This window comes from Paenibacillus sp. CAU 1782, from assembly GCF_054551715.1.
Genome location: NZ_JBTOLL010000002.1, coordinates 187,732 through 204,842 on the forward strand (window position 1 = coordinate 187,732; position 17,111 = coordinate 204,842).

The following is a 17,111-nucleotide window of genomic DNA, read 5'->3' on the forward strand; positions in this document are numbered from 1 at the left end:
CGCCTTTACCCTCCCTGTACGACAACGCTGCGCAGCGCCCGACGCATAAGCCACTGCCCAAACGCGGCCAGCGCCAAAATCCAGAGCAGCTGCAGCCCGATGCCGGAAATAGCTTCGTTTACGGGAATATGACCGCTGTAAACCCGAAATGGAAAATCCGCCGTAAAACGGAACGGCAGGGCGTATACGATGCTCTGCAGCCACTCCGGCATAAGCGGCACGGGAATGACAAGACCCGCTAAAAATTCGCCGATTATGGCAATCAATAAAGTCGAACCCACAGGAGACATCGTCCAAAACACGGAAATATAAATCAGCATGGATATAGCCACCACAACAAGCAAACCCAGCATCAGAGAAAGCACAAACAAAATAAACGAGGCCGGACTATCCGGCAGGCTCATGCGGTAAGGCTTCGGCAAAAAGAAAACGACCAGCATGATCGGAATGCTGCGAAGCAATGCGCTCGCCATACGCTGCGCCAGCAGCTTAACAAACCAGAACAGATACATATTGACGGGACGGCACATCTCGTACGCGATATTGCCTCCCGTTATCATGGAGAAAAGCTCGTTGTCCCGATACCAGAGCATAATAAAGGCAACAAACATTTGCTGAAGCCACACATACGTGACTAATTGCTGGATGGACAGATCCGGGGAGGCGCCGCTATTTTCGTAATACGCCATAAAAATCATCATAAACACAAAGCCAAAAAACAGCTGGGTCGCTATTCCCGCAAGCGCCGCCGCGCGATATTGGAGCCCGTTGATGAAGCGTATGCGCCATAAGCTGGCGTAGGCTTTTAGATGAATGGCGCTCATACAAGATGCTCCTCGTACAGTTCCAGAATCATTTCGTCGATATCTTTGGATTCAACCGTCACATCCCGCAATTGAAGATTTTGGGATAGCCGCGCGATAATGTCGGCCATGCTGGTTTGATCCGTATCGAAGCCATAAACCGCATGCTCCGGGGACCATTCCAGACGGGTCGCCCCTTCAATGTCCACGGGCTCCGGATGCTCCCGGAAATCCGCCTTGAGAATCCGATTACGCCCAAAACGCGTTCTTAGCTCCGCCAGAGAACCGTCATAAAGCTTTGTTCCTTTGCCGATCATGATGATACGGTTAGCCAACGCTTCAATATCGCTCATATCGTGTGTGGTCAAAATGACAGTAACCGCTCGTTCCGCGTTAATGTCTTTAATAAACCGCCTTACGGCCAGTTTGCTAACCGCATCCAACCCGATGGTCGGCTCGTCGAGAAACAACAGCTTGGGGCTATGCAGCAGGGAAGCCGCTATTTCGCACCTCATGCGCTGGCCTAGGCTTAGCTGCCTGACCGGCATGGACAACAAAGGGCCAAGGTCAAGCATATCGCTTAGCAAATCCAGCTCTTTTCTGTAAGCCTGCTCGGGAATCCGGTAAATGTCCCTCAGCAGCTCGAACGAATCCAAAACCGGCACATCCCACCAAAGCTGCGAGCGTTGACCAAAGACAACGCCGATATTCCGCACATACTGGCTCCTCTCCTTCCATGGGGTGTACCCCATAATGGAACAGGCTCCCGCATCCGGCACAAGAATTCCGCTCATGACCTTAATCGTGGTGGACTTGCCCGCTCCGTTAGGACCAATGTAGCCTACGATTTCTCCTTCTCCGATTTCGAAGGAAATGTCCTTCAGCGCTTCGACCGTCCGATGCTTGCGGACAATCAACGATTTGACCGCCGCCTTCAAGCCGGATGTACGCTCAGCCACCTTAAACGTTTTGCTGATGCCGTGCATTTGAATCATTCCGTTATTCATATTCAGCCTCCTCTCGCATTCCAACAGGAAAAAAATATATCCTAAATTTCAAAAAAAGTATAGACTTATCTTTTCTGCCGTGTTATTCTATTATTATAGATGACGAGGAAATACCTTTTAATTGGAAACCCGGTTTTCAATGGTTCTATTTGAATATATCATCATTTCGATGGGTGCTTTGTGCAGCCGTTTTTTCGCTTTTTGTATTGTTTTATGTATTGTGTTTTGTGTCTTAGTATGGTGTTCTTTGGTGTGTGGCTTTGATTGTCCGGGCTATTCGTCTTCCGACCAAAGCAAAACACAATGCCACTGCATCCATCTCCCCCTATACAGCCAAAAGGCTGCGCACTTTGTCTGAAAGCAGACAAAACGCGCAGCCTTTTCTTTTGCATCAACTATTCAACTCTAGTAGAAAGCTCCTGAAATAACATTCATAACGAGCGTCTAGTTTTCCAGCCCATATGTCCAGCGGAAGGGATTCGGGCTTTCGTTGACTTCTTGTAGGTACAATTCAATCCGTTGTTTGAGCTCTTCCTTGGATTTGACCCTAAGATGACGAAGTACCTGCTTGGTCATTTTTGCAAAAAAGCTTTCGATCACATTCAGCCAAGAGCCATGCTTGGGGGTGAAGATCAACTCAAAACGCTCTGGACGTGTCTGTAAATAGGCGTTCGTTTCTTTTGAAATATGGGCCGAATGGTTGTCTAAAATGATTTGAATGCGAAAATCCGGGCTGTAGTGAGCATCCAGTTTTTTGAGAAAATCAACAAACTCACGGCTACGATGTCGCTCTTCGACCGCGCCGATGACTTCACCTGTAACCAGATCAATGCCAGCGAGCAGACTCAGTGTGCCGTACCGTTTATACTCAGAATCACGACTGATTGTGGGGTGCTCTCCCGGCACGGGCGGCAAGTCTTCTGCGGTATTGCCAATCGCTTGAATCCCAGGCTTCTCATCATAGGACACGTACACGTCGCAGAGCGGTTTCAGTTCTTCATTTTCTAAAATGTATTCCACTTGCTGGTACACGCACAGCACTTCCGCACGTCTGGCATCAAAGTCGGGGTCTCTGCGCTCCAAGTAATAACGTACCTTGTGCGGCTGAAGATCATGCGCATTCAACAGCCGAAACACGCTGCTGGGTGACATACGGGAGAGAGACTCATGCCCTTCGGATACCGCATGATTGCGTACATGCTGAGCCAGTAGTCGCTGAGACCAGACCTCATACGAGTAACCCAGTTCCTTCGGCTTCTGACAAGCAAGCGAAATAACCCAGGCTTTGGCTTCAGGAGTCACGACAGCAGGTCGGCCTGAACGTTGCTCCTCACCCAGGGCAGTCTCCGGTCCCAACGCCAGCGCTTTATCGATGCAGCGATTGACCTTTGGTACGGTTGTGCCCAGTGCTTCTGCAATTTTGGGAATGCTCAAACCGTCAGCATAATGCAAAAGCATCCGAGCACGCTCTACGCGCCTATACTCTTCTGAACGCGCATGACTGATTTTTTGAAGCATATCCCGCTCTGCCGAGGATAGGTGTAATTTTTCTTTTTTTGATTGAAATGGCATACTCTCGCTCCGTTCACTGTTGGCTACTTAGAGTATACCATATTCATCTATTTATGGTTACGTTATTTAAGGGGCTATATACTAGCTTTTCAGATCCAATAAGACGTTTATCTGACCAGCCATCCGCCGTCCACGGCTAGAATATGGCCGTTCATGTAGTCGGACGCAGCAGACGACAGGAAAATAGCGGGACCTACAAGGTCATCGGCAGTTCCCCAACGCGCAGCCGGAATGCGCTGCAGAATTTGAACGCTGCGCACCGGATCGTCGCGGAGAGCTTCCGTATTGTCCGTGCTCATATACCCCGGGGCAATCGCGTTTACTTGAATGCCCTTGGACGCCCATTCGTTCGCCAGCGCTTTGGTCAAGCCGGCGACGGCATGTTTGCTCGACGTATAGCCGGGCACCGTTATGCCGCCTTGATAGGACAACATAGAAGCCACGTTAATGATTTTGCCGGAACCTTGCGCGATCATATGTCTGCCCGCAAGCTGGCAAAGAACAAAGACGGAATTCAAGTTAACGTCCATCACTTCCTGCCAGTCCTCGAAGGTATGCTCATCGGCAGGCGTGCGGCGGATAATGCCCGCGTTATTGACCAAAATATCAAGGCCGCCAAGCTCCTCCACCGTCCGTTCTACGATACCCGGCAATGTGGAACGATCGCCTACATCTGCCTGAATCGTAATCGCTTTACGACCGAGTCCTCTGATTTTTTCCGCCGTTTCGTCGGCGGGAGTCCGGTTTGTTACCAGCGCAACATCAGCGCCTGCTTGAGCCAACCCAATGGCGAAGGCTTCGCCAAGCCCGCGGCCGGCTCCGGTTACAATGGCTTTTTTGCCAGTCAGATCAAACAACCCCATTTTATCTACACCTTTCCTTTACCGCGCTTGCCGCTCCCTGGCAGCTCCGCTTTCATCAATGTTAGACCGCCTGCTTCATAACGCGCAGCGACTTCAGGGTGAATGCCTTCATCCGTGATGATGGCGTCAATTTCGTTCAGGCCCGCAAAAGTAATCAAGGCGCCTTTGTCGAACTTGCTATGGTCCGCCAAGCAATACGTTACCTTGGCGTTATCCAGGTAAAGCCGCTTCTGCTTGCTGAGCTCCTCCGTAAAAATCGTCAGGCCATACTCCAGATGCACGCCCGTCGCCGACAAGAACAGCTTGTGAATATTCAATCTGCTGATCCACTCCTGCGGTTCGGGCCCGATCAGCATATTGCGGTGTCGGTAGCCGCCCGGAACAACCAGACGGACTTCCTCCTTGGCGGTCAGCTCGCGGATAATAAGCAAATCGCTGGTTATAACGGTAACCGGCATATTGGGTAGCTGGCGCGCAAGCTCAAGCGTCGAACTGCCCGCATCCAGAACGATGATATCGCCGGGTTCGATGCAAGTCAGCGCCATTGCCGCAATCGCCGCTTTTTCCCGCTGATGCCTGACGTTGGGATATTGAAGCGGCAGGAGACTGTTTTCTCCGTCCTGCGCCAATACGGCTCCGCCGTGCGTACGCTTCAGCAGTCCCTTCTCCTCCAGCTTTTCCAAATCCTCGCGAACTGTTTTTTCCGTGACCATAAACTGTTCGCTAAGCTCCGATACCCTGACTGCGGCTTTTTCCTCAAGCCGCTCTATAATTTTCCGATGGCGTTCTGCCGCAAGCATGAAGCTCCTCCTCCACTTTTCCTCTATGGAGCCATTCTACTTCAGTTCGCTTGCCTGTACAACGTCCATATCCGTAAAGGTATAATTCTCGCCTGCCATCGACCAGCAGAACGTATAGTTGCTTGTGCCAACGCCGGAGTGGATCGACCATGGGGGCGACAGGATCGCTTGCTCGTTCGCCACGACCAAATGCCGGGTTTGCGACGGCTCGCCCATCATATGGAACACTCTTGTTTCTTCGGCCATATCAAAATACAGATAAGCTTCCATTCGGCGATCATGCACATGGGAAGGCATCGTATTCCAGACGCTTCCCGTCTGAAGGCTGGTTACGCCAAGCATAAGCTGGCAGCTTTGAATGCCGTCAGCATGAATGTATTTGTACAACACGCGTTCGTTGGACGTTTCTTGTGCGCCCAGATTAAGCGGATTAGCTTCTTCTCTCGTCATTTTGCGGGTTGGCAGCTCCTTGTGAGCCAGCGCGGAACAGAAATACAGCTTGGCAGGGTTGGAGGAATCTTTGCTTGCCAGCTTCACCTCGCGTTTGCCTTTGCCGACGTACAGCACGTCAAGCTTGTCCAGCTCGTACGCCTCGCCGTCAACCGTAATGGATGCAGGGCCGCCGATATTCAAGAAACCGATCTCTCTGCGCTCCAGAAAATATTCCGTACGAAGTCCGTCGCCGGCATCCAGCAGCAGTTCCTTGCTAACCGGCCATGCGCCGCCTACGACCATGCGGTCATAATGGGAATAAACGAGATTCAGTTCGTCTTTCTCGTACAGGTTTTCCATGAGAAACTCCTTGCGCAGACGCTCCGTATCATATTGCTTGACATCAGTCGGGTTGGTTGTGTGACGAATTTCCATTGGCTTGATAGCCTCCTTTGAAATTTGCGCCGGATGTTAATAGAGGTTGTTCAAAACGTCCCGTTATGAATAACCGGACTTTTCGGACAGACGCTTCTAACCATTTGTTCTCAAACATCCGCCATGTGTCTTTTGTGTTCGTTTACATGATAACACACATTTTCGAACATAAAAAGAGGATTTTAAACACCTTGACCACTCCAAGATCCACCTTACGGTCAAATCTGTCCATTAGCGCCGTTTTTATGTCAATTCCGATTTGTAACGGTCATCTATGGCCATCAGAAGCGCGAAATGATCTATTTTCGCTTCATTTAAGCTGTAATGGACAGATTTGACCGTTAGAAGTTGCTTCGATCGTTAAAACGTGCTCTAACGGCCATTTTCGTCCATTAAAAATTGGTCAACCCGCAGGGTATCTACGAATGCAAAAAAACATTGAGAGAATGCATCCTGCAAGCATTTTCGCAATGTTTTTTTATACTAAACTTACCAACTATGATACGGGCATTGTTCATGCCTCATGTCAAGCTCATCCAAATCAGACGCAAGCATTATTCATGCCTCTTACGAATCTCATTCAAGACAGATACAGGCATTATTCATGCCTCGTACGAATCTCATTCAAGACAGATACGGGCAATTGTTCATGCTTCATAGGAACCTTACCTACGCCCAGTCGAACAATACTCCGTTAAATTCGTCCTTTCGATGTCTCAAGCCGTCATATGCCAACGCGGCCGTCTCCGGCTTTAATGTATGGCTGATCAGCGGCTCGATCTGAAGCTTGCCGCTGGCGATCAGATCAAATGCAATTTCGGTATTGCGGACAAGAGAGTGTTTGACAAAAGCATTAGGCGTGAGCGGATACCTCCATTCATGCGCGCCCTTGAACGTGATGCAGCCACGACCAACCAGATGGCTATAATTGAACACATCCGTGACGTTGGTCTGGAATTCTCCGCGTGGGCTGCCCAGAAAAATAAGTTCCCCAAAAGGCGCGATCCAGGGCAGGCCGTTTACAGCAGCCTGCGGCACGCCGGTCGCTTCGATAAACGTCGAAACGCCGACGCCTCCGCTCAGCTTTTTGATGGAGCCCGTCAAATCCCCGCTTCCGGCATGCAGAGTATATTCCACGCCGCATTCTTTAGCCAGCGCAAGCCTGCGTTCCGACAGATCAACACCGATGACCCTGGCGCCCTGCAGACCGGACAACTGGGCCGCCATATTGCCGATCAACCCCATACCTGTCACCGCAACCCTATCCCCCAGCTCGATAGCGGAAACCCGAATCGCTGTCATAGCAACCGTAACCATCCGGCAAAAAGGAGCCATGCGCAAATCCAGCTCCGGCGGAATCTTCAGAAACACGCCGGAAACCGGCACGATTTCGTAGCGGCTGTGCTGACCGTAATGGAAGACAAAGTCGCCCGGTTTAATGTCGTTATCATTCGGGCCGATCTCCACCACCTCGCTTACAGCGGCGTAACCCGGGGTTCCCGGCATGCCGAACCAGGCTTCTCCTCCAGACAGGCAAGCCAGCTCCGTACCCGGACTGATCAAAGTAAAGCGCTTTCGAACAAGCGCAAAACCCGGCTGAAGACTGGCCGGATCAAGCTGCTCCTGCTTTAATTCTACTTGCCAAGACGCGGTAAATACGATTTTGTCGTTGTTCATCGCCATCTTCTCCTTTTGGGTTAGCGTTGCGGAGTTCCGGCACCCACGGCTTTAAACGCCGTTGCCGTCATTCCGGTCGTCGTTTTGAAGATACGGCTAAAATGATGAATGCTGGAAAAACCGGACTTTTCGGCAATCGTCGTCAGGCTGCTTCCGGTCTCCAGAATAAGCCGCTTGGCATGCTCGATGCGGACATGCGTCAAATAACCGTGCACGGATATGCCCAGCTCCTTCTGGAACAAATAGGACATATGGCTTGCGGATACGCCTGCTCCTCTGCTGATCTCAATATTGCCCAGCCTATAGTCTGAAAATTGCTCCTGCATAATATTGACGCATTTTTCGATGATTGGCCAACCGCTGGATACCGCCCCTCGCTCTTCAGGTTGAATAGCCTGGTTGCGAAGAAACAAAGCCAGAAGCTCCAGCGCCCCCGCTTTTAGGAGCAGCTGATGTGCCGGGCGTTTCCCTTCAAATTCCTTGAGCATGGCCAAAAAGGTTTTTTTCAGCTCAATGGCATCCGTGGTGCGAATGCGGGCAACGGGATAAACCGACTCCAACAGCTTTTCGCCCTGCGGTATTTCATGAATTCTCCGGTGCTGCCACCCGATTTCCGTCCACTGGCCCCGCTCCGGCGTAAATTGGCAATCAAAATGAAATATAAACTGGATGAGCGGAGCAATGCTCGTCGAGCGGATAATATGCGGCACTAATGGGTGAATGAGCACGGCATCGCCTTCCTTAAGCGGATGCGATACGCCATCAATAATAAAAAGCGCCTCTCCTTGCTCAATGTACGTAAACACATAATCGTAATCCAGCCATTCACCGGTCAAGCTTTGGCTTTTTACCTTTTTCACAAAACGGACGAATGGAGATAGCGCATACAAACGTTCGGCATCCATTTCCCATAACCTCCCGGCGGGCTCTTTCATACTGTTCCATTTCATTATGCCCCCCGCCGGACATGGAGGCAATCCCTGCTCCAATTGGCATGCCGCATCTTGATCTTATGATATTGCCGCGCCATTGTCTTTGATCAAAAAGCAGACCTTTTAACAAAAACAACGATTCTTGAAAAATAGGTCGATGGGAATTGTATTTTTATACACTATGTTGTATATTTATTCGTATCGAAGAAAAACCGGAGGGGTTTATGATGATGCAACATAGCAATGGGGACACAAAAAACTTGCTGAACGAAGCGGACAAAAGTCTTCTTTTTACAGCTAATCGCCCTTCTGTCGTTATGGAGAGCGGCGAAGGCATGTATATGAAGGATACGGATGGCAAAACCTATCTGGATTTTATCGGGGGATGGGCCGTGGCCAGTCTGGGACATTCGCCGGCGGCGTTAAGCCGGGCGCTTGCAGAGCAATCGTCTACTTTGGTTCACGCTAGTCCCGGTTTTCTGAACAAACCGATGATTCAATTCGCCAAGCTGCTGTGCGAAATCAGCGGCATGGACAAAGCTTTTTTTGGCAGCAGCGGCGCTGAGGCGAATGAAAGTGCCATCAAGCTTGCGCGGAAACACGGGGCTGTCAATCTGAATGGCGCTTATGAAATCATTACGGTTTCCGGCGGCTTTCACGGCCGTACGCTGGCTACGATGTCCGCCACGGGCAAACCGCAGTGGCAAGAGCTTTTTGCGCCTAAAGTCGATGGGTTCAAGCATGTGCCGCTTAATGATTTGGATGCTTGCTTTGCTGCCGTATCCAACAACACCTGCGCGATTATGCTGGAGCTGATCCAGGGGGAAGGCGGCGTTCACGCCGTTCAGGAATCCTATTTGTTCGGCCTTCGCAAAATATGCGATATGTACGGCATCCTGCTGATCGTGGACGAAGTCCAGACCGGTATGGGGCGCACGGGTAAATTGTTTGCTTTTGAACACTATGGCATTCAGCCGGATATTATAACGCTGGCCAAAGGCATCGGCGGCGGTTTTCCATTGTCAGCCATGCTGACCAAAGAAAAATATGATTTGTTCCAGCCGGGGGATCAAGGCGGCACCTATACCGGCGCTCCAATCTCAATGGCTGCGGGGCTGTCCGTCGTTAAGGAAATTCTGGATCGGGAATTGGCCGATAACGCGGCCGTGCAGGGGGAGTCTATCAAAAAGGGGCTGGAGACGTTAGCCGCTAAGCTGCCTATCCGCAACGTTCGCGGCCGTGGATTGCTAATCGGTTTTGATGTGCCCGAAGGCACGGCGCAGCAGTTGGTTGCCGATTGTCTTGAAGCCGGACTGCTGATTAACGCGGTAGGGGCATCCACCATTCGGCTTGTGCCCCCGCTTATTGTGACGCAGCAGCATATCGATGATATGCTGAATTTATTGGATTCCGTTATGGGAGGCTATTCCGACTCAACAGCCGAAACAGCCGCTGCTGCAATCCAAGAAACTAACAACTTTCCTCAAGAAACCGTAACAGTCAGCGAGACTTTACAGATAACAGACTCAGTCATAGGCACTCATCAGAACACAGACTCAGTCCAAGACGCTCATCAGAAAACAGTCGATATCAGTAGTGTCGCCCCGCAAGGAGCCGGCGTCTCCTGACCTACAGAAACGGCCTGCGGTCCAGCACCAGTCGGAGCGGTTTTGCCGTTTGAACCAGCTCCGGCAATAGCTGCTGGATCGCCAATCATCGTTTCGCACTCCTGCAACCGGTAGCCGATCTGCCTCATGCAGCATAATTCGGTGTAAGCCCTATCCAGATAAAAGGAGGATAAACTTTCTTCCGGCAGTTACAACTCTCCGCCGCGATAGAGGACAAGATCAAAAAAGGCTGCAAATCAGGCATAACACCGTTGCCCTCCGTTAAAATCCAAAATAAGCTTTGGCATTGCGATACGAAATATCCTGCACCATGCCGCCTAACAGCTCCACATCATTCGGCACTTCCCCGTTTTCGGCCCATTCGCCCAAGAGGTTGCAAAGGATGCGACGGAAATATTCATGCCGGGTATAGGAAAGGAAGCTGCGCGAATCCGTGAGCATGCCGACAAACCGGCTGAGCAGCCCCAAATTCGCCAAGGCATTTAACTGATCCAGCATGCCAAGTTTTGTATCATTAAACCACCACGCCGAACCCAGCTGCATTTTTCCGGGAACGCCGCCACCCTGATAACAGCCGATAAGCGCTCCAAGCACGTCATTGTCTCCGGCATTTAAGGAATAAAGAATGGTTTTCGGGAGCTGGTCCTCTCCGTCAAGCTCATCCAGAAGCCGCGCAAGCGGATAGGCGAGCGGGCTGTCATTGATGGAGTCGAAGCCGGTATCCGGTCCAAGCTGGCGGAACATGCGGCTGTTATTGTTTCGTGCGGCATTGATGTGAAGCTGCATGATCCAGCCATGCTGGGCGTATTGCCGCCCCATGCTGAGGAACGTATAGGTTTTATACTTTTTCTCGTCCTCCAGGGACACGGCTTCTCCCTTCAGCGCTTTGGCAAAAATAGCGCCAGCCTCTTCCTTGGTTGTTTGGGCATACGGCACATAATCCAACGCATGGTCGGAGACGCGGCAGCCAACTTCATGGAAAAACTGAATACGAGATGAAAGAGCGTCCAGCAGGTCTTTGTAGTCCGTGATCTGAATGCCCGAAGCCGCACCAAGACTGCCCACCCAATCCCGGAATGTCGGACGATTGATTTCGAGCGCTTTATCAGGACGGAAGGATGGCAGAACAGCCGTCTTAAAGTCCTTCAGCTCTTTGATTTTGAGATGGTATTCCAGAGAATCTGCCGGGTCATCCGTCGTGCAGATCACTTCAACATCCGACATACTGATAAGATCACGGGCGCGGAACTGCCCCGTTGCAAGCTTGGCATTTACCTTTTCCCATATAAAAGGAGCATTGGCCTCGTTAATGATTTCCTCTACGCCAAAAAAACGGCGCAGCTCCAGATGCGACCAGTGATACAGCGGATTGCCGACCGTATGGGGAACCGTTGCCGCCCAGGCCGCAAAACGATCGTAGTCGGTTACGCCTTCGCCGCCGGTAATGAGCTCCTCCTTCACTCCGTTTGTCCTCAGCGCTCTCCACTTGTAATGATCGCCGTATAGCCAAGCCTCCGTCAGATTGGAAAACGCGGCGTTTTCATAGATTTCTTTTGGGCTAAGATGACAGTGGTAGTCAATAATAGGCATGTTTTTTGCATATTCATGATAAAGCTTGATAGCGGTTTCACTGTTTAGCAAAAAATGATCGTCCAAAAATGGTTTCATGACTTGTTTCCACCTTTCCTAATAAAAGAATCTGACCCAAGTGTAGCGTAACATAGGATGGTCCGCAATCGATCTTAGCGATAAGCGCAAGATTATATGCGAAGAACAAAAAATATCATTTTTTTAATTCCGCACAGAAGTAAAAATAATCGTCATCCTCGATATGGATTTGGGTAAAGCCATGTCGCGTCGAAACCTTGAGCAGCTCAGAATCTCTTGGAATCTGCTTATGGGAGCTGATGTAACTGTCCTTCGGAAGGAATGTCCAATGTTAGAAAAACTGCCTTTTTAGCCTTCATCCAAATCCTTGATCAAAATATGGCTCATCGTTGTCAAAGTCACCCCTTGAAGTCCTCATTCACAATATGTTCTACCCCTGTATTATTAATCAGAAAATCCGCTAATGCAGGAGCAATAAATATGGCATCTTCTACATCAAGATTTCCTAACCCTATTAAGTAAAGTCCGAATCCATTTGAACCATCGAGATATATAAATACTCTTCCTCCTTCATCATCACCGATTGCAAGAGAGTTCGGAATGTAGTGTTGGATTTGGTAAGCTTCATTCATTTCCGTACATCCTTTAGCACCCCAAATACGGACATAGATTTTCTTAGCGACATTGATTTCTATTTCTGTGGCTTGTGTAATGATATTCAGATACTCTTTTGGCACCATGATGCTCGAAAAAACGATAAGCAGCTCAATTTCGCTCTTGCTAGACGGCTCTTGGCTAACTTCAATACAAAATTGGTCGCTAATTTGGTCCAGTAATTTCATTATTGTATAATCCTCCAAACTGTAAATACTAACACTTCTACGACAGATAATTTCAATATAGTCTGTTTCAGTCTATTGTCCATCACTAACCATCATAGCTTCAAATGACTAGATTCACCATATCAACAGTCACACCTGCTTTTTTTAGATTTTATCTAAATGTCGTAATCTTATACACCAACCGTCGTTTATTCGCACTTATAATGGGGATGAAAATATGGTAGATTTACTGTGATGTCACAAATTTAAAGATTTGAGCATCCAAAGCACAAAAGATCAAGGAGGCTGATTCATGATTAAAATCGGCAAGATCAGCTATTGGCATGTACACGCATGGGACTATACCAAGCAAGCACAAGGTCATCCCGGTACAGAAATTGTAGCAGTTTGGGACGAAATTGCAGAGCGCGGCAAGGAAGCCGCACAAAAGCTTGGCGCAGACTTCCACGAATCGCTGGATGAAATGCTGTCGCGCAGCGACATCGACGCCGTCATCGTAGACGCGCCGACCAACCGGCATGAAGAAGTCATCGTGGCAGCGGCCAAAGCTGGCAAACATATTTTCACTGAAAAGGTAATCGCGCCGACATTGCGCGAAGTCAATCATATTCTGGACGAGGTCCAAAAGGCAGGCGTCAAGCTTACGGTTTCGCTTCCTCGCCTTGATCACGGCTACACGTTGGCAATTCGGAAATTGCTCGAAGCGGAAACTCTCGGCCAAGTGACATTGGTACGAGCCCGTCTTTCCCATAACGGGGCTACGGCAGGCTGGCTGCCAGAGCATTTCTACAATCTGGAGCAAACCGGCGGCGGCGCGCTCATCGACCTGGGCTGTCATCCTATGTATCTGACCAGACTCTTTTTGGGGGCGCTTCCAAGTTCCGTATCCGCAACCTATGGTTTTGTGACTGGCAAGGAAGTCGAAGATAACGCGGTTGCTACCCTGACGGGCGCGGGCGGCGCCATCGGCATTGTGGAGGCAGGTTTCATTAATCCGCAATCCCCGTTTGTGATCGAGGTGCATGGTACTAAGGGCACCTTGCTTTACAGCACCCATGACGGCAAACTGCTTCTTCGCACGACAGGCGAGGTTTGGGAGGAAGTCGCAATACCTGAAGATCGCGAAAGCGCCTTCGACCAATGGGTCGGTCATATTGTCAATGACACTGAAGCCGGCGAAAATGTTGCTTTGGCGACAGACCTGACGATGCTGATGGAAGCTGCTGGCCGTTCCGTCAAAGAAGGCCGTTCCGTTGCGATTGCCGACTTGGAAGGTTATGATAGAAAGTAGAAATCTGGCATGACCAGAGCTAACTTTCAGGAGGATGGAAAGATGGCTGCTCCCTTTGCCTATGACAAAATGCGAGAGCGTCCCGATGCCCTGGAGCGGCTTGATCTGCGTATCGGCTGGGGACCTTATGAAATCCATGTGTTGCGGTTTCATTTGACCCAGTTCCCGCCAGGGCGGATTGTTCCGTTTCATAAGCATGCGGAATTCGAATTTCACTATATTCCGCGCGGCAAAGGAAAAGTGATTTTGGGCGAGCAGGAATTTCCTCTCAAGCAAGGCCAGCTCTATTTGACCGGCCCTGAAGTTATGCATTACCAGGAAGCGGACGCTTACGAATACATGGACGAGCTTTGCCTTCACGTTGCGGTCAAGGAAAAAAAAGAAGCCGCTTCGGCCCCTGCTTCCGAGGATCAATGGGAATGGGAGGAAGCTCGCCAATGCGTAAGCAAGCTGGAGTCTCTTCCGCTGTTTCCGGCGCAGGACCTGCATGGGGCGATGCCGTGTTTCCTGGCTGCTTACGAGGCCATTACGTCTCCCTATGGAGGCAGCTATACCACGATCAAACAAAGTGTCATTCAAATTTTGCTTCGCACGGCTCGCGCCTATGACGCCGCGTCGGAAATTAACGATTTGCCTACAAAAGATATGAAAACCTACCGTTACCGGCTTGCGCTGGAATTTATGCAGTCCAATTACGGCGGGGCCATATCGCTGGACGATGTTGCGGAAAAGTTGAGATTAAGCGGCCGTCAGCTGCAGCGACTGTTCAAGGAACTGCATGGCGGGCATTCATTCAGCCGCATACTGGAGGATATCCGTCTTGCCGCCGTGTGCAGCAAGCTTGCGGATGAAGAGATGTCCGTAGAGCAAATCGCCAGGGAAACCGGATTTTCCAGCGGCAGCTATCTGCATGCCGTATTTCGCAAGCGTTACGGCATGACGCCGTCCAGCTACCGAATCACCCATTTTTCTTAAACCATAAATGAATCTTACAGGAGGTTTTTGAACATGTCCAAAACATTTAAACTCGCCATCGTAGGTTGCGGCGGTATCGCCAACGGTAAACATCTGCCAAGTCTGAAAAACGTTCCAAATGTTGAATTAGTTGCATTCTGTGATATTGTTGAGCACCGCGCTATCGAAGCTGCCGCCAATTACGGGGTGGAAGGAGCAAAGGTGTACACCGACTACACAGAGCTGCTTAAAGACGAAACCATCGAAATCGTACACGTCTGTACGCCTAACGACTCCCATGCCGATATTTCCATCGCTGCAATGGAAGCCGGTAAACACGTAATGAGCGAAAAACCAATGGCCAAAACGGCGGCGGACGCCCTCAGAATGCTGGAAGCCTCCAAACGGACTGGCAAAAAGCTGACTGTCGGATACAACAACCGCTTCCGCGGCGACAGCCAAACACTGAAGGCTATCGTTGACGGTGGCGAGCTGGGCGATATCTACTACGCTAAAGCACATGCGATTCGTCGCCGTGCCGTTCCAACTTGGGGCGTATTCCTGGACGAAGAAAAACAAGGCGGCGGCCCGCTGATCGATATCGGTACGCATGCGCTTGATTTGACGCTTTGGATGATGAACAACTACAAGCCGAAGGTCGTTCTTGGCACATCCTATCACAAGCTTTCGCAGCGTGAAAATGCAGCAAATGCTTGGGGACCGTGGGACCCTGCTAAGTTTACGGTTGAAGATTCCGCATTCGGCATGATCGTTATGGAAAACGGTGCTACGATCGTTCTGGAATCCAGCTGGGCGCTGAACACGCTTGAAGTCGATGAAGCCAAATGTACGCTGTCCGGCACAGAAGGCGGAGCCGACATGAAAGGCGGCTTGCGTATTAACGGCGAGCAAAACAGCCGTCTTTTCACCAAAGAAATCGAGCTGAACTCCGGCGGTGTTGCATTCTACGAAGGCAAAGCCGAAAATGCGGCTGATCTGGAAATGAAAATGTGGATCAAAGCGATCGAAGAGGACAAAGACCCTGTCGTTACTCCTGAGCAAGCTTATGTTGTTTCTCAAATTTTGGAGGCCATCTACGAATCCTCCAAAACCGGCAAAGCGGTTTATTTGTAAGCTTTTAGCTTAAGGAATTCTGTTAGTTTAGGGAATTTTCAAAAAAAGCTAGTCGGTAAAAATAAGGCCGTCCCTTTGTCATTTTAGACATGGGACGGCCTTTTTAAGTAGAAGTCTGCTACGTTTATTTATCTCCTTGTAATCATGCCAAGAAAGCCTTCAAACGAATCGCTTACATACAATAAAGTCTCGTTCTGCCACTCTTCAAGCGGCTTCTCTTCCAATTCCTCTTCCGTAATCTCCGACTCCAAAATGACATCCTCATGATTTTGAAAAACGACACTTGGGGCGTATTCATTATTACGATAATCAAGCAAAAATTTATCTCCTGATCCATTGCTTGCAAATGGAAACACTTTTGGGGGCAATGCCTCGCTCAATGTACGATAAGCAATTTCAATCATTGAAATCTTTTCTCCATGTAGCTCTATTTCAACTAATGACAAGAACTGAAACATCCATTTCAATTTCCCGGGAATCTCTACAACTCCGGCGTCCCACTCACCTTTTTCATTCATAACATAAGGAATAGAACCGTCATAATAAAGTAAGATATGTCTGTACGCTTGAGGAAAACGAATATTCCATTTTCGCTCCAGCCTTCCAACAATAGCTTCGTCCAAACTCACTGTATTTGACCATTTCAAGTTAGTTTGCACAAGTCAACGCCTCCAAAACTTTTCCCCAACGAATAATCCACTTATTTCCATCCGCGCCAGTGCCAAACGTTATATTGCATGACCAAAGAAGATTTCTTAATAACAAGACTTTCCAGACTGATTGTTCCCTTTGTCCAAAAACCGGAAAATCCCGTCCCTTTCGGTGAAATCTCCTTTGGAAAAACAGCTTCGACTTGGTAGTTTAACTGTTTTTCATTAAAGGTTTTTCTGAATCTCACTCTGATTGGCAATTCTCTCCCTTCAGAACCGGAGTTTCCATTATAATCGACACTTTGAAAGTCAACTCCCCTATCATCCACATAGAACTACTTCATTTTCGGGAAGCAACTCATCTGAGCTCATTAAAAATACCTCTCCAAACGTTGAGTTTCCTGAATTTTCATCAAAAAAGGGAAGCGCTATCCATATATTAGAGATATCTTCCATCATGATAGGTTATCAGTTTAAATCGAT

At 49.4% G+C, this 17,111-nt stretch carries 16 protein-coding genes; 4 read left to right on the forward strand and 12 right to left on the reverse strand.

Annotation, left to right across the window (positions count from 1 at the left end):
• Positions 1-5: 5 nt before the first annotated feature.
• The 8 genes from ACX93W_RS09855 to ACX93W_RS09890 form a co-directional block, all read right to left on the reverse strand.
• Positions 6-824: an ABC transporter permease gene (locus ACX93W_RS09855; protein WP_459392195.1), complete on the reverse strand. Its 819-nt coding sequence runs from the start codon at positions 822-824 to the stop codon at positions 6-8.
• Positions 821-1,810 (reverse strand): ABC transporter ATP-binding protein, encoded by a 990-nt coding sequence (locus tag ACX93W_RS09860; protein WP_459392196.1) that lies wholly within the window; start codon positions 1,808-1,810, stop codon positions 821-823. The genes ACX93W_RS09855 and ACX93W_RS09860 overlap by 4 nt, the downstream gene beginning before the upstream one ends.
• Positions 1,811-2,254: 444 nt before the next feature.
• The gene (locus tag ACX93W_RS09865; RefSeq protein WP_459392197.1) at positions 2,255-3,382 is read right to left on the reverse strand and encodes an IS630 family transposase; all 1,128 of its coding nucleotides are present in this window, start codon (positions 3,380-3,382) and stop codon (positions 2,255-2,257) included.
• 107 nt (positions 3,383-3,489) lie between these two features.
• On the reverse strand, positions 3,490-4,245 hold the full coding sequence (kduD, locus tag ACX93W_RS09870; RefSeq protein WP_459392198.1) for a 2-dehydro-3-deoxy-D-gluconate 5-dehydrogenase KduD: 756 nt from the start codon (positions 4,243-4,245) through the stop codon (positions 3,490-3,492).
• A gap of 5 nt (positions 4,246-4,250) precedes the next feature.
• Positions 4,251-5,045: a DeoR/GlpR family DNA-binding transcription regulator gene (locus tag ACX93W_RS09875; protein WP_459392199.1), complete on the reverse strand. Its 795-nt coding sequence runs from the start codon at positions 5,043-5,045 to the stop codon at positions 4,251-4,253.
• Positions 5,046-5,081: 36 nt separating this feature from the next.
• Positions 5,082-5,912 carry a 5-dehydro-4-deoxy-D-glucuronate isomerase gene (kduI, locus tag ACX93W_RS09880; RefSeq protein ID WP_459392200.1) on the reverse strand — a complete coding sequence of 277 codons (831 nt, stop codon included), beginning with the start codon at positions 5,910-5,912 and terminating at the stop codon, positions 5,082-5,084.
• 669 nt (positions 5,913-6,581) lie between these two features.
• Positions 6,582-7,589 carry a zinc-dependent alcohol dehydrogenase gene (locus ACX93W_RS09885; protein ID WP_459392201.1) on the reverse strand — a complete coding sequence of 336 codons (1,008 nt, stop codon included), beginning with the start codon at positions 7,587-7,589 and terminating at the stop codon, positions 6,582-6,584.
• Between the two features lie 20 nt (positions 7,590-7,609).
• Positions 7,610-8,494 (reverse strand): helix-turn-helix transcriptional regulator, encoded by an 885-nt coding sequence (locus tag ACX93W_RS09890; RefSeq protein WP_459392202.1) that lies wholly within the window; start codon positions 8,492-8,494, stop codon positions 7,610-7,612.
• A gap of 251 nt (positions 8,495-8,745) precedes the next feature.
• Between ACX93W_RS09890 and ACX93W_RS09895 the strand changes: the two genes are divergently transcribed.
• Positions 8,746-10,149: an aspartate aminotransferase family protein gene (locus ACX93W_RS09895; RefSeq protein ID WP_459392203.1), complete on the forward strand. Its 1,404-nt coding sequence runs from the start codon at positions 8,746-8,748 to the stop codon at positions 10,147-10,149.
• 261 nt (positions 10,150-10,410) lie between these two features.
• Here the strand turns inward: ACX93W_RS09895 and uxaC are convergent, their stop codons facing one another.
• Both uxaC and ACX93W_RS09905 read right to left on the reverse strand, forming a co-directional pair.
• Positions 10,411-11,817: a glucuronate isomerase gene (gene uxaC, locus ACX93W_RS09900; protein ID WP_459392204.1), complete on the reverse strand. Its 1,407-nt coding sequence runs from the start codon at positions 11,815-11,817 to the stop codon at positions 10,411-10,413.
• Between the two features lie 338 nt (positions 11,818-12,155).
• The gene (locus ACX93W_RS09905; RefSeq protein ID WP_459392205.1) at positions 12,156-12,599 is read right to left on the reverse strand and encodes an SMI1/KNR4 family protein; all 444 of its coding nucleotides are present in this window, start codon (positions 12,597-12,599) and stop codon (positions 12,156-12,158) included.
• 292 nt (positions 12,600-12,891) lie between these two features.
• Between ACX93W_RS09905 and ACX93W_RS09910 the strand changes: the two genes are divergently transcribed.
• Genes ACX93W_RS09910 through ACX93W_RS09920 form a run of 3 tightly spaced genes read left to right on the forward strand, consistent with a single transcriptional unit; the run spans position 12,892 to position 15,978 of the window.
• On the forward strand, positions 12,892-13,890 hold the full coding sequence (locus tag ACX93W_RS09910; protein ID WP_459392206.1) for a Gfo/Idh/MocA family protein: 999 nt from the start codon (positions 12,892-12,894) through the stop codon (positions 13,888-13,890).
• Positions 13,891-13,932: 42 nt separating this feature from the next.
• Positions 13,933-14,865 (forward strand): AraC family transcriptional regulator, encoded by a 933-nt coding sequence (locus ACX93W_RS09915; RefSeq protein WP_459392207.1) that lies wholly within the window; start codon positions 13,933-13,935, stop codon positions 14,863-14,865.
• Between the two features lie 33 nt (positions 14,866-14,898).
• Entirely contained in the window at positions 14,899-15,978 is a 1,080-nt protein-coding gene (locus ACX93W_RS09920) for a Gfo/Idh/MocA family protein (RefSeq protein WP_459392208.1), read from the forward strand.
• A gap of 128 nt (positions 15,979-16,106) precedes the next feature.
• On the opposite strand, the gene ACX93W_RS09925 is transcribed toward ACX93W_RS09920, so the two are convergent.
• Together ACX93W_RS09925 and ACX93W_RS09930 are read right to left on the reverse strand one after the other, a co-directional pair.
• Positions 16,107-16,637, reverse strand: coding sequence for an SMI1/KNR4 family protein (locus tag ACX93W_RS09925; protein ID WP_459392209.1), 531 nt, complete (start codon positions 16,635-16,637; stop codon positions 16,107-16,109).
• Between the two features lie 41 nt (positions 16,638-16,678).
• Positions 16,679-16,957, reverse strand: coding sequence for a hypothetical protein (locus ACX93W_RS09930; protein WP_459392210.1), 279 nt, complete (start codon positions 16,955-16,957; stop codon positions 16,679-16,681).
• Positions 16,958-17,111 lie beyond the last annotated feature (154 nt).